The sequence below is a fragment of the Thermosulfuriphilus sp. genome, from assembly GCF_054026695.1.
This window is the reverse complement of record NZ_JBPMLP010000023.1, coordinates 85,944-99,610: the sequence shown is the minus strand read 5'-3', so window position 1 is coordinate 99,610 and position 13,667 is coordinate 85,944. Positions and strand designations below refer to the sequence as shown.

Here is a 13,667-nt window from a genome sequence, read left to right as displayed (position 1 = left end):
GCTAGATCTTTAGCTTTTCTTTGAGCCTCTGGACCAATTCTGCTGGAGGCTTCAGGGTCTCTATCCTGACCAGCCCAGGGAGATGCTCAACCGGGGCAAAGATCTCCTTTTGCCGCAGATAGATCTCCCAACGCCCGTCGGAGACCTCGCCGGCCCTCTGAAGGCGGCTGGCTAGGCGGCGTCTGATCTCCTCTTCTGGGCAACTGCAGAGGACGAAGTTGATCAGAACCCCGGCCTTTTCAGCGGCCTCGATGACGGTCTGACGGAACTCCTCGTCTTTAAAGGTGGCATCAAGGACGACCGTCTCTCCTAAAAGGGCCAGCTCTTGGGCTTCTTGAGAGAGGGCCAGATAGGTCTTTCGGGTCATCTCCGGGGAATAGATCCCTTGACCAAAGGGCTCTAAGTGATGCTCCCGAGGGTCGATCCCCAGAAGTCGCTTCCTGACGATATCGGAATTGAGATAGATGGCTCCCAGATCTTCGGCCAAGGCCCGGGCCAGGGTGGACTTTCCTGTGCCGGAGAGCCCGAAGATGACGATGATCCGACCTTGGGGCCTCTTGCCAGCGTAGCCATGGGCCAAGGCGAAGTAGCGCCTAGCCGAAGAAAGGGCCCGGCGTCGTTCTTCCTGAGGGACTTCGGGGGCCGCCCAGGTAAAACAGCCGATCTTTCCTCGGACATAGGCCCGGTAACATTTGTAGAAATCCAGAAGCTCCCTGAGCCCCTGGTCTTCCGAGGCAGAGACGAAGGAGTCGATAAAATAGTCGGAAAGGTCTCTCAGACCGTGAAAGTCAAGATCCATGGCCAAAAAAGCGAGATCACAGGCCACATCTCCGCAACGAAAACGGTCATTGAATTCGATACAGTCAAAGATATAGACTTCCTGGCGGGCATCATCGAAGCAGATGTTGGCCGAATAAAGATCACCGTGGCCATCGCGGATCCGACCCTGGGCCACCCTTTGTTCAAAGAGTCCGGCTCGGTCTTCCATGAATCCTCGGGCGTAGGCCGTGATTTCCCGGTATCTTCGGACTGAAAGGGCCTCTCCGACAAAGGCCTCCGTCTGGGAAAAATTTTCGTTGACATTGAAGGCCACTGTCTCCAGGCTTCCGTATTCATCAATCCCGGCTCCAGTGGCAGCCTTCTCGTAGAAAGGGACTAGTTTGGCCACAATGCGGTCGATGTGATTAGCTCGGAGAAGCCCCTGGGTAACAAGTCGCCCCATCATGCCCTCTTCGGGCATCCGTCTCATCTTAACGGCGTACTCGATAACTTGGCCATGGCCTTCAAAGAGGATTTCCCCTTTGGGGTTGCGGACAATCTCCACTACTCCCAGATAAAGATCTGGGCAGAGGCGGCGGTTAAGTTCCACCTCTTTCTGGCAGAAGTGGCGCCGTTTATCAAGGGTAGTAAAGTCCAGAAAGCCGAAGTCTACCGGTTTTTTTACCTTATAGACGTAGTTGCCGGCGATAAAGACATAAGAGATATGGGTTTGGATAAGCTGAATGTGTTCTACCGGGAAGGGATAGGCCTGGGGGGCCTTGAGGGCGAGTATAAATTCCGGTAACTGAGCCATGGCTTTCTCCTTGGAATCCAAAGGCTTAGATGTCGCATAGATAACACATGAGGGGTTCTCTCTCTAGCTTGATCTCTGGGATGGGACAAAAGGGCTTTTTCTTGGGGACGGTTCCCATCTGGCCTCCGTTGATCCTTGCCCCGATGGCTAGCTATACCCATGCGGCCTTTCGTTCTCTGGTGGCCAGCTACGGTGGCTGTGGGCTCTTTTATACGGAGATGCTCAATTCTCGCCAGGTAGCTAGCGGCAACCTGGCCCTTGATCCCTACGTAATGCTTGGCTACGGGGATCGTCCTCTGGTAGCCCAGCTGGTAGGCGGGGAGCCGGAGATAGTTGCTCGGGCCTTAAGGCGGCTCAGGTCTCAAGGTGTCTTTGCGGCCTTTGATCTTAACATGTCCTGTGCCCGAGGGGCTATCCAGCGCTTTGGTTGGGGGGTCTCCTTGATGAAGGATCCCGACCGGGCCCGGGAAGTGCTTGCGGCTGCGGTTGAGGCGGCTGAGGGGCTCCCGGTAACGGTTAAGATTCGCTCTGGTTGGCAGCATGATCTTGATCGGCTCCTTTCTTTTGTAGAATGCCTCGAAGGAGCCGGGGCTGCAGGGTTTGTTCTTCACCCCCGCTCGGCCCGGGAGGGCTTTCGACGCCGGGCCCGGTGGGAAGAGATCCGGGCCGTGGTTGAGGCCACCTCTGTGCCGGTGATCGGCTCCGGGGACGTTTTCTCACCAGAGGAAGCCCTGAGAATGTTTGCCGAGACCGGCTGTAGTGGGGTGATGATCGGCCGGGCGGCTCTACTTCGTCCTTGGATCTTCCGGGATACGGCCTGCTTTCTGACCGAAGGAGGCTTTCCCCAGCCTCCTTCGGCCTTTGAGCCTTTGGGGCGTTTGGCCCACCTGATGGAAGAGTTGCTTCCTGAGAGCTTGCGGCTTAAGCGTTTTCGCCTCTATTGCTTCTGGTATCTACAAAACTTTGCCTTCGGGCTCCATTACTTCCGCCTTCTTCAGGAAGAGCCCAGCCTTTCAGCGATGCTTGCCCGTCTGAAGGACCTGCTGGCCAGAGAGAAGTTCTCCGGATATCCGGCCCGTCCGTTTCTTCTACGATAGTCAGAAAAAACTTTTCCCCTTTCGGATTTTAAGGCTATATAATTGGGCCATGATGCAGAGCAAGGTTACAGATCGTGCTCCAGTAATGTTCCTTCTGGCCGGCGGTCGGATCATGGTCGCCCTGGTGGGCTGGAACCGCCAGTTTGAGACCCTTCAGTACGTCCTGGAGAAAAAGGAACACATTCCCGTGGAATGCCCGGTTTTCCTTAAGTTTGCTTCCAGCGAAAGCGGTCAAGCCCTGCTTGACTTTGATCTCTCTCTTCTCCAGTGTCTCAAGCCGCCTGATTTCCATTTTCTTCTCAATCGGAGTCAGGTTATTGGCTTCACCGAGGCCAAATATATCTTTCCCCACGTAATTCAGCAGTATTCTCTGCTGATCAAGCAGATAGGCTTTCTCCCCGAACCTCCCAAGGCCGATCCCCCCCAGAAGCCTACCTTGGTGGAAAAAGATGAAGGCAAGATTGTTCCCTTACGCTTCCGACGCGAAGACGAGGAAAACGAAGGTGATGATGGCTAGCCTTGGGACTCCCTAAGGTACCGACGGAGAAAGCGAGCCGTTGGGGTCTCCTTGTAGATAAGTTCGGAAGGGGGGCCTTGGAAGAGAACCTCTCCCCCCTTCCGGCCTCCGCTTGGGCCAAGATCGACAATCCAGTCAGCCTCCTTGATGACCTCAAGATTGTGTTCAATGATGATTACGGTGTCTCCGCGGTCCACCAGGTGGTGGATCAGGTCCATGAGGGCAGCGATGTCGGCCAGGTGGAGTCCAGTTGTCGGCTCATCAAGGATAATTAGTGTTCCCCCGCTTGAGCGCTTGACAAATTCTTGGGCCAACTTAAGTCGCTGGGCCTCACCCCCAGAGAGGCTTGGGCTTGCCTGTCCAAGGGTAAGGTAACCGAGTCCCAGCTCCTTTAAGACCTTGAGCTTATGGGCCAAGCTGGGAACGGCGGCGAAGAAATCAGCGGCCTCTTCGACGGTCAAAGAGAGGACCTCGGCGATGGTCTTGCCCTTGTAGCGCACAGAGAGGGTCTCTGGGCTGTAGCGGGTTCCATTGCAGGCCTCACAGGGAATGTAGATCTCCGGTAAAAAACGCATCTCCACCCTGATTCTTCCCTGCCCTTGGCAGTGGGGGCAGCGTCCTTCGGCCAGGTTAAAGGAGAAGCGCCTTGGCGAGAATCCTTTGGCCCGGGCCTCTTTGGTTTCAGCAAAAAGACGGCGGATGTCGTCCATCAGCCCCACATAGGTGGCGGGAGTAGAGCGAGGGGTTCGCCCTATAGGGCTGTGGTCCACTTTGAGGACCCGGGAGATGCTCTTGTGGCCGGAGATGTCCTGACAGCCTACCGGCCTTCCTCCTTCAAGGAGTGCCTTTAGGGAGGGATAGATGACCTCAAGGAGAAGGGTGGATTTGCCGGATCCTGAGGGGCCGGTGAGACAGATGAGCCCTTTTAAAGGCAGGCAGACATCGATGTTCTTCAGATTTCGGGCCCAGGCTCCTTTTATCTCCAGGAAGTCTTGACCACGTCGTCCCCGGGAGCTCAGACGATAGCGGCGGACATCGGCCAGAAGGCGTCCGGTCAGGGAACGGGGGGCCTGGAGAATGGTATTGAGATCTCCTTGGGCGACGATCTCCCCCCCTTTATGGCCTCCGCCTGGGCCGAGATCAATAATCCAGTCAGCGGCTCGGATGGTCTCTTCGTCATGCTCTACCACACAGACAGTGTTGCCCCGATTGCGAAGATCCTTAAGGGCCTCGATGAGGAGGGCGTTGTCCTGAGGATGGAGCCCGATAGTAGGTTCATCAAGCACATAACAGACCCCAGTAAGATTTGATCCCAGTTCTGCGGCCAATCTTACCCTCTGGGCCTCGCCGCCGGAGAGGCTATCTCCAGCCCTATCAAGCTCAAGATAGGAGAGACCGACGCGACATAGGAACTCCAACTTACTTCGGATTTCCCGGAGAAGGGGTTCGGCAATCTTGGCCCGACGTCCGGAAAATTTCAGGTCCTTGCTCCAGGCCAGGGCTTCTTCAGCCGGAAGACGACAGACCTCGGCGATATTTATCCCGGCCAGCCTCCAGGCCAGGGCCTCTTCCCGTAGTCGGCTCCCCTTGCATTCTGGGCAGGTCCCTCTTGGCCCTGTTCCCAGGCCCTTGCAGGCCGGACAGGCCCCAGAGACGGTGTTAAAGGAGAAAAGTAGCGGATCTGGCTCACTTAGGGAGAGACGGCAGGAAGGGCAATAAAGGTGGCGGCTCAAGGTGATCTCTCTCTGACCATCGCTGATAAAAACTTCACCAGAGCCTTCTTTGAGAGCCAACTCCAGAGCGGCCCTCAGGGCTCCGGCCGCCGCTTCTTTGGCCGTCATTCGGGCCACCTCCACCTCGATATCATGTTCCCGATAGCGGTTAAGTTCCGGAATCGGGGGAATCTCCAAGATCTGGCCATTGACTCGGATCCGGCGATATCTGTTTTGGATAGCTGATTCAAAGATCGGTTTATGTAATCCCTTGCGTCGTTTGATCTTAGGGGCAAGGATGGATACCTCCCGGTCGGAGAAACCTTTGAGGATCTGGACGAGCATCTCTTCCAGGCTCTGGGCCCTTAGGGAGCGCTGGCACCGAGGGCAGAAGGGATCAGCCACCCGGGCATAAAGGAGCCGCAAATAATGATAGATCTCTGTAAGGGTGCCCACTGTGGAACGAGGGCCGGCCCGACTGGTTCGTTGTTCGATGGCCACCGTAGGGGGAAGGCCCCGGATGAGGTCCACCTCAGGGCGTTCATGAAGGGGGATGAACTGGCGGATATAGGTGGATAGACATTCCAGATAGCGTCGCTGGCCTTCGACGAAAATGGTGTCAAAGGCCAAGGTCGATTTCCCGGAGCCTGAGGGTCCGGTAAAGACGACTAGCTTGCCTCGGGGGACTGTCAGAGAGATGTTTTTAAGGTTATGGTGTCGGGCCCCTTGAATCTCAATACCCGCCGGGGCTGGGGGGAGCGAGGGAGGTTTCGGGGCCTCAAAGAGGAGGCCCTTTTCCAGGTAACCCTTTAAGGACCGGCCGGTGGGACAGTCCGCTTGGATTATTTTCTCTGGAGGACCTTCGGCAACCAAATATCCCCCGGCCTCTCCAGCTCCTGGACCCAACTCGACTATCCAGTCGGCAGCGGCAATAAGATCGAGATGGTGCTCGATCACCCAGACCGTATTTCCGGCTTCTACCAAGCCTTCCAGTGCCCGGATGAGGCGGTCGACATCGCTCAGGTGAAGGCCGACGGTGGGTTCATCCAGGAGGAAAAGGTGGCCGTAGTCAGAGCGCAGGAACAGTTCCCGGGCCAGTTTGAGTCGCTGAGCTTCCCCGCCAGAGAGCGTATTGAGGGGCTGGCCCAGCCGGAGATAACCTAGGCCGATGGAGATCATACCCCTTAAGAGGGGCTCAATTCGGGGATTGCCCGCAAAGAAATTAGCAGCCTCTTTGATGGTCAGGGAGAGGATCTCAGCGATATTTTTGCCCTGATAGTAAACAGTGAGTATCTCCGGTCGGAACCGTTGGCCTTGGCAGGCTGGGCAGGGAAGGAATATGTCAGATAAGAACTGCATCTCCACCCGCTCAAAACCCTGACCCTCGCACACCGGACAACGTCCAAGAGGGGAATTAAAGGAGAAATGGCTGGCAGAAAAACCCCTCACCTTGGCCTCCGGGCTGGTGGCCAAGAGACGTCGAATCTCCCCATATATTTTGAGGTAGGTGGCTGGGTTACCCCTGGGGGTCTTGCCCAAGGGAGCCTGATCAATAAGGATGACCTCATTGATCAAGTCCACCCCCTCGATGGCCTCAAAGGCCCCCGGGGGTTCGGTGGCCTGTCCTTTTAGGCGGCAGAGTCCCCGATAGATGATGAACTCAAGAAGGCTTGATTTCCCGGAACCCGATGGACCGGTAATACAGGCAAAGGCCCCTAAAGGAATGGAGACGTCGATGGCCTTCAAGTTATGGGCCCGGGCTCTTTTTATTTTCAGAAATCCCTTTGGGAGCCGCCGTTGTCTTCGGACTAGAGGAGGGCCCTGGAGACGCCTTCGGAGGGCCTCGGCTGTGGGAGAGGAGGTCTTAAGCAGGCCCTGTCCGGGGCCTTCATAGACGATCTGACCGCCGGCCTCTCCGGCTCCCGGCCCCAGATCAACAATCTTATCTGCCGAGGCAATAATGGCTGGATCGTGTTCTATGACCACGGTGGTGTTGCCACTGGCTGCCAACTTCCGGATCAGGTCTACCACTCGGTGGGTATCCTGAGCATGGAGCCCCCGGCTGGGTTCATCGAGTACATAGAGGGTCTCCACTAGGTCTGAGGCCAGGGCTTGGGTAAGTAGAACTCGGGCAACCTCCCCACCAGAAAGTGTTCGAGATGGCCGGTCAAGGCGAAGATAAGATAGACCGACCTCGTGAAGATACCTCAGGCGGCGTCTTATTTCCTCTGCCAGGGTTCTGGTCGCCGTATCCAGACCCTCATCGTTGAGATCCTCCATAAAATTCAGGGCCTCGGCGATGCTCTGGGCGTAGAACTGGCCGATGGTTTGCCCCCTTAAACGATACCAGAGAGCCTCCCGGCGAAAGCGACTTCCCTTACAGGCTGGGCAGGTAAGATAGGCCCGGTAGCGGGCCAAAAAGATCCTCACATGGGCCTTGTAGCGTTTTTTCTCCAGCCAATCAAAGATTCCCTTAAGGCCATACCAGCTTCCATCGCCGTAGATGATCTTCTTCTGGATCTCCTCCGGCAATTCCTCAAAGGGCCGGTCAAGGGGGATTCCGTTTTCTTGGCACCAATCAAATAATTCCTCTCGGTCCTCCCAGGCCGAGGGGGTCTCTAGCAGGACGATGGCCCCCTCAAGCAGAGACTTGCGGCGGTCAGGAATGACTAGATCCCAGTCTATATCGATTATTCGGCCAAATCCCCGACATTGGGGACAAGCCCCTGCCGGGCTGTTAAAGGAGAAGAGGTTGGGGGATGGGGGCGGGAAGTCCAGGTTACAATACGGACAATGTCTCTTATTGTTGAAGCGGAGTTCTTCATAGGGGAGGTGGATGTTGGCCTGCCCCGACCCCACTCGGTAGGCCTCTTCCAGAGCCTGGACTAGTCGGGAGCGATCCTCTGGTCGAAGGATCAGGCGGTCAATAAGGACTTCGATCTCTTGGGCCTCAGGGATCTCGGAGATCTCCCGGATCTCCCCTCCAGTATAGGCCCGGAAGTAGCCAGCCGAAAGGAGCCCTTTTTTGAGGAGGACAAAGTCCTGGCTGACCGAGACCTTGGTGGTAATGATTGCCTTCTGGCCAGATCGGTGTTTAAGAAGCCAGCGAGCAGCCTCCTCCGGGCTGGTCTTTTCTACCGGACGTCCGCAGGAAGGGCACAGGAGAACAGCCTCTCGAAAGTAAAGGAGCTTGACGAAGTGGTTTATCTCACTGAGAGTCCCCACGGTGGAACGGGAACTTTTGATCGGATTGACTTGTTCTATGGCGATGGCCGGGGGGATCCCCTCAATGGTCTCTACCTGAGGTCGGGGAAGACGTTCCAAAAACTGACGGACATAGGCGGAGAAGGTCTCTACATAGCGCCGTTGTCCTTCAGCATAAAGGGTGTCTAAAGCCAGGGTTGATTTTCCTGACCCCGATGGGCCGGAGATGACGGTTACTTGATACCAAGGGATCTCAAGATTTAGTCCTTTGAGGTTGTGCTGACAGGCGCCAGTGAGCCTGATGGCCTTCATGGGGAAGGAAACATACCCCCTTTTTGGGGCCAAGGGCAATGCTTGGAAGCTTTAGGAGGAGAGAGTCTCCTTTAAGGCCTTGATTCCGGCGAGATCTTCCACCTGGAAGATCTGGTGCTCCTTGCCGGTAAGGATCTTCTTGATGAGATTACTCAGGACCTTCTTGGGGCCCACCTCCACAAAGGTGGTATAGCCGTTTTTATACATGGCCTCAATAAGTTCTACCCAACGGACAGGGGAGGAGATCTGCCGAGCCATAATGGCCTTTATGACCCGGGGATCCCCTTCTGCAGAGGCGGTAACGTTGAAATAGATAGGAATTTTGGGGGGCTGAAAATCAATCCCTTCCAGGAGACTCCGGAAATCTTTCTCTGCTTCGGCCATGAGGGGGCTGTGATAGGCCCCGCTTACCTTGAGGCGGACGACGCGGGCCCTGCGTTTCGAGGCCGCCTGGGCTACGGCTTCTACTGTCGTCTTTTGGCCAGTGATGACGATCTGTTCCGGAGAGTTGATATTGGCTAAGGCCACCACACCTTGGCCCTCGGCCTCTTTGACCAGGGCCTCCAGTTCCTCACGGGGCAAGCCGATGATGGCGTACATCGCTCCAGGGTGCCTTTGGGCCTCCCTTTCCATGACCTCTCCCCGGAATTTGACCAAGGTGAAGACAGCCCTTGTGTCAACCACACCAGCAGCATAAAGGGCCGAGTACTCTCCCAGGCTGTGTCCGGCTACCGCTTGGGGCCTGAGGCCCTCTTGGCTTAGAGCGACAAAGATGGCTAGGTTGGTGGCCGTGATGGCTGGCTGAAGGTTGGCCGTCTTGGTAAGCTCAGAAAGGGGACCTTCCTGGAGGAGCTTTTGAAGGGCTAGCCCTGTTATCTCCTCTGCCTCTTTAATTATCTGGGCGGCCTCTGGATAATACTTAACGATCTCCTGCCCCATGCCGACATACTGTGAACCTTGGCCAGGGAAGACAAAGGCCACTTTGGACATCTACTCCTCCTCTTCGAAGACCTCAAGTCCTTCTTCGTCTTCGTCCTCAGGGATGTCTTGTCCCTCTATAAACTCCTCATATTCATCAGCTCCCATGAGGTCTTCTAACTCTTCAGGATCGGTAAGCTTTATTCGGATGAGCCACCCTTCATCATAGGGGTCTTCGTTGATGGTCTCTGGGGTGTCGATGATGGTCTCGTTGATCTCCAGAACTTCTCCACTGACCGGAGCCATAAGATCCACCACCTTGCGGGTGGACTCGAGACTCCCGAAGGCCTCATCCTTGGCGATCTCCTCTCCCTCCTCTGGAAGTTCAATATCAATGACTTCTCCCAGGACCCGGCGGCCGAAGGCCGTCAGGCCTATCCGGGCCTTGTTACGACCTTCTTTCTTGACCCATAGATGGCCTTCAGAATAAAGCAGGTCTTCGGGTATCTGCATAAAGGCTCCTCCTTGTAAGGGTTTGAGAGTTAATAGCCTTTTCTGGGGCCTTTAGTCAATGAAGAGGTTTTTGGCAAGTCTTAAATGTCTAGCCTCCAATGCTGGTCATTGAGCGGAGGGATTTTTCTCTCCTTGAGGCCGGTTTGATCTCTAAGGCCTTGAGGAAGGCCTTGACAATCTCTGGCTCTCCTCCTCCGCCTCGGACAATGGCGCGCAGGTCTATCTCTCTGTCGGCGAAAAGACAGGGTCGGAGGTGGCCTTCGGGGGTGAGACGCAGACGATTGCATCGATGGCAGAAGGCGTGGGTCTGGGAGCTGATGAAGCCAATGGTCCCCCGGCCTCCTCGAAGGCGAAAGACTTTGGCTGGCCCTGTGCCTCGAACAATCGCTGGCTCCAATGGCCCCAAGCGGGCAACTTTTTGACGAATTTCTTCTTCGGGGACAAAAAGATCCTCAGCCCAGGAACTTTCCTGGCCCACAGGCATAAACTCTATAAACCTTACATGGAGAGGGGCCCCCAGACTTAAGGCTGCCAGCTCTGGAACTTCCTGGTCGTTTACACCTCTCATGACCACCACATTGATCTTGACTGGATCAAGCCCGGCCTCAAGGGCCGCCTCAATGCCTTGGAGGACCTGAAAGAGGCCATCGATCCCGGTTATCTCCCGAAAACGTTGCCGATCAAGGCTGTCCAGACTTATGTTGACCCGCTTGAGACCAGCGGCCTTAAGTTCTTCGGCCATCTCGGCCAGAAAAAAGCCATTGGTTGTCAGGGCCAGGTCCTCAAAGCCCAGGGGGGCTAGATCAGCGATGAGCTTTAGGGCCTCACGTCGAACAAGAGGCTCCCCTCCTGTGATTCGAAGACGAGAGATCCCCAAACATCGGGCTACAGAGACAATAGAGAAAAGCTCTTCATAGGAGAGAATAGCCTCCGGAGGAAGCCAACGGAAATCCTTCTGTGGACGACAGTAACGACAGCGGAAGTTACACCTGTCGGTAAGGGAGACTCGAAGATAATTTATCTGGCGGCCGAGATGATCCTTGAGGACCAAGGTAACCTCCAAAAAATCCTTAAAAATTTAATCCTAAACCAAGCCTCCCGTCACCCCCTTAAAATAAAAAAGGGGGGCAGAGCCCCCCCTTAGCAAGCTTTTTAGCCCCAGACAAGGATTAGCAACCCTCAATGGCTTTGGTCTTTTTGGCCTTAATGGTTACCTTAGTGCCCTCTTTAATCTTGCACTTACCCTTGAGCTGGACGACCATCTCTTCGCCCTCAATCTTGACCACCGTACCCTTACAACGCTTGGCGGCCAAGGCCATACCGCTTGAACCCATCATGAAAGTGGTAGCCAAGACGAAAGCCAGTACTTTCTTCTTCATGACAAACCTCCTTGTAGGATTTTTTGATAATTTACATTGTTACGATAACAGACCGATTGTCTCTTTTTGTTACAATGAGTCGGTCGTTTCCGTCAAGCACAATCGCAAATCCCGCTCTCCTTGAAAGGGTTCTCTCGGTCGTGTTACTCTCTTTTTAAGATGGATTCTAAACTGCCCTCCGCAGACAAGGCACCGGCCAAGATTGTTGCCCTGACCAATGATGTCGATCTGGCCGACACTCTTAAAGGCCTGCCCGAAGATATTCGTATCTTTGAAGATTCCGAAAGGTGCCTCCATGATGGCATTCATATTGACCTTGTCCTCCTGGATCTGGAGACGATTCCCGATGTCTTTTCGGAAATAAGGCGTATGCAATGGCTGTGCCCAGAGGCTCCAATCATTGGCTTTATTTCTCCTCAGTCCCGCTCTTTGGCTGTGCAGGCCCTGGCCGAAGGCCTTTGGGCCTATCTCCTGAAACCCCTCGATCTGCAAGAATTGCAGCCCATGGTGCAACAGGGGTTGCGTTTTCGTGAGCTGGTCCGGTTTAATCGTCAATGTCAGGTAAGTCTTGAGTGGCACCATCTCCGCCTCATCCATCTTCTTCAGCTGACCACTCGTCTGTCTACGGCCTTTCTCCAGGCTGCTGATCGGGATGAACTCCTGGGGGCCATTTTAGTAGGGATTACCGTGGGAGAGGGGCTGGGTTTCAACCGGGCCTTTCTCTGCCTAGTTGATGAGGGACGGCGGCTACTTAAAGGAGAGATGGCCATCGGTCCCTCAAGTCCTGAGGAAGCTCGACAGATCTGGGCAGAGATTGACCGGCGCCGGCCCTCTCTTTTTGAGATCCTAGAGGATTATCAGCGGGTGGCCCGTGATCCGGACCTCAGGGTCAACCAGTTAGTAAAAAGGATTGAGGTTTCCTTGGAAGATCAAGAACATCTCTTGATTCGCTGTCTGCGGGAAAGAAGGCCTTATAGCTTTACCCAGGGGCGTCGTAACGGCCGCGGTTTTGCTGAATTAGTAGATATCTTGGGGGTGGAAGAGTTTGCCTTGGTGCCTTTGGTCTCCCACGAACGTGAATATGGCCTGATCATTACCGACAACTTTGTCACCAGAAGGCCCATTAGTCAACATGATCTTGAGTTTCTCCAGCTTTTTGCCACCCTGGCCACTTTAGGGCTAGAGAAAATCCACACCTGTCAGGTCCTGACGGCCCAGATCAAAAGCCTTGAAGAGCTCAACCGCAAATTGGAAGAGAATAAACACCTTCTAGTGGAGGCCGAGCGTTTTCGGGCCATCGGTCAGACCATTTCCCGGTTTCTTCACGAGATAAGGAATCCCCTTTCCAGTATGGCTGGATTGGCCCGGCGCCTTAAAGAAAAGGAACATCCTCACAATCTGGATCATTATCTGGAGATCATCGTCCGGGAGGCCGAGCGCCTGGAGCTTCTGTTAAAGGATATCAGCCATTTTGTTACTCCAACCAGTTTTAAACCCTGCATGACAGATTTGATCTCTGTAGTCGAGGAGATCCTCTCCCTTTTGGCCCGGGAGATGGCCGAGGCCAAGATTGTCCTCAAAAGAGACTACCAGCTGAAGAGCCTTAAAATCCTTCTTGATCCAGACCGCTTCAAAGAGGCCCTCATCCACCTGGTGATGAATGCCATTGAGGCCATGCCTGAGGGTGGAGAGCTGACGATCCGCATCTGGCGAGATGAACGCTACGCGGTCGTCGAGGTGATTGATACTGGTTGGGGGATCCCCCGGGCCCTGGTAAAGAAGGTCGGAGAGCCTTTCTTCACTACCAAGCCTCACGGGACCGGTCTGGGGCTTTTCATTGCTCGAAGGGCTCTCGAACTTCACGAGGCTCGTTTTTGCGTCTATCCTAATATGCCTGCAGGCACCAGGGTGATGGTTCACCTGCCCCTAAGGGAGGTCGAAGATGGAGGGGCTTGAGATTGGTGTTATCTCAGACACCCATGTCCAGACGGCCACCGAGGACCTCAGAGAACTGGCGGAGACATACTTTTTGGATTGTCCAGTAATCCTTCATGCAGGGGATATGACCGAGCCTGAGGTTCTTTCAGCCTTTGAGGGCAAAAAGATTTATGCCGTCTGCGGTAATATGGATTCTTCTAGGGTGGCAGCCGCCTATCCCCAAAAACAACTCATCGAGATTGAAGGCTACCGTATCGGTTTGGTCCATGGCTGGGGAGGTAAAACAGACCTTGAACAAAGGCTCCTTGCTCTTTTCCCTCGGGTAGATGTCATCGTTTATGGCCACAGCCACGTCCCGGTCTTTTCCCGACGAAAAGGAGTTTGTTTTTTTAATCCGGGAAGTTTTTCTCCTTTTTCTAAGCGTCCAAGCTTTGGTCTCCTGAGGCTAGGCAAAGAGATAAAGGGACGTATAATCTATACCTCATTGAGCCCCTGGAGGTGAGC

10 protein-coding genes are annotated in these 13,667 nt (G+C 54.7%); 4 read left to right on the top strand and 6 right to left on the bottom strand.

Going from position 1 to position 13,667, the window contains the following annotated elements; translation table 11 throughout:
• Position 1 precedes the first annotated feature (1 nt).
• On the bottom strand, positions 2–1,573 hold the full coding sequence (locus tag ACXJJX_RS03920; protein ID WP_456432316.1) for a bifunctional aminoglycoside phosphotransferase/ATP-binding protein: 1,572 nt from the start codon (positions 1,571–1,573) through the stop codon (positions 2–4).
• A gap of 101 nt (positions 1,574–1,674) precedes the next feature.
• On the opposite strand from ACXJJX_RS03920, the gene ACXJJX_RS03915 reads away from it, so the two are divergent.
• The gene (locus tag ACXJJX_RS03915; protein WP_456432314.1) at positions 1,675–2,670 is read left to right on the top strand and encodes a tRNA dihydrouridine synthase; all 996 of its coding nucleotides are present in this window, start codon (positions 1,675–1,677) and stop codon (positions 2,668–2,670) included.
• A gap of 49 nt (positions 2,671–2,719) precedes the next feature.
• On the top strand, positions 2,720–3,187 hold the full coding sequence (locus ACXJJX_RS03910; protein WP_456432312.1) for a hypothetical protein: 468 nt from the start codon (positions 2,720–2,722) through the stop codon (positions 3,185–3,187).
• Here the strand turns inward: ACXJJX_RS03910 and uvrA are convergent.
• The 5 genes from uvrA to extJ form a co-directional block, all read right to left on the bottom strand.
• Complete coding sequence (uvrA, locus tag ACXJJX_RS03905; protein WP_456432310.1) at positions 3,184–8,415, bottom strand: excinuclease ABC subunit UvrA; 5,232 nt, start codon at positions 8,413–8,415, stop codon at positions 3,184–3,186. The two genes, ACXJJX_RS03910 and uvrA, sit on opposite strands and share 4 nt — an antisense overlap.
• Positions 8,416–8,466: 51 nt before the next feature.
• Positions 8,467–9,405, bottom strand: a complete 939-nt coding sequence (fabD, locus tag ACXJJX_RS03900; RefSeq protein WP_456432308.1) for an ACP S-malonyltransferase — start codon at positions 9,403–9,405, stop codon at positions 8,467–8,469.
• Positions 9,406–9,846 (bottom strand): glycine cleavage system protein GcvH, encoded by a 441-nt coding sequence (gene gcvH, locus ACXJJX_RS03895; RefSeq protein WP_456432306.1) that lies wholly within the window; start codon positions 9,844–9,846, stop codon positions 9,406–9,408. It abuts the gene before it with no gap.
• An 88-nt stretch (positions 9,847–9,934) separates the two neighbouring features.
• Entirely contained in the window at positions 9,935–10,897 is a 963-nt protein-coding gene (gene moaA / locus ACXJJX_RS03890) for a GTP 3',8-cyclase MoaA (RefSeq protein ID WP_456432304.1), read from the bottom strand.
• A gap of 118 nt (positions 10,898–11,015) precedes the next feature.
• Positions 11,016–11,225, bottom strand: coding sequence for a selenite/tellurite reduction operon protein ExtJ (gene extJ / locus ACXJJX_RS03885; protein ID WP_456432302.1), 210 nt, complete (start codon positions 11,223–11,225; stop codon positions 11,016–11,018).
• Between the two features lie 159 nt (positions 11,226–11,384).
• Here extJ and ACXJJX_RS03880 point away from each other — a divergent pair, with 159 nt between their 5' ends.
• Both ACXJJX_RS03880 and ACXJJX_RS03875 read left to right on the top strand, forming a co-directional pair.
• Entirely contained in the window at positions 11,385–13,181 is a 1,797-nt protein-coding gene (locus tag ACXJJX_RS03880; RefSeq protein ID WP_456432300.1) for an ATP-binding protein, read from the top strand.
• Positions 13,168–13,665: a metallophosphoesterase family protein gene (locus tag ACXJJX_RS03875; protein ID WP_456432298.1), complete on the top strand. Its 498-nt coding sequence runs from the start codon at positions 13,168–13,170 to the stop codon at positions 13,663–13,665. The genes ACXJJX_RS03880 and ACXJJX_RS03875 overlap by 14 nt, the downstream gene beginning before the upstream one ends.
• Positions 13,666–13,667 lie beyond the last annotated feature (2 nt).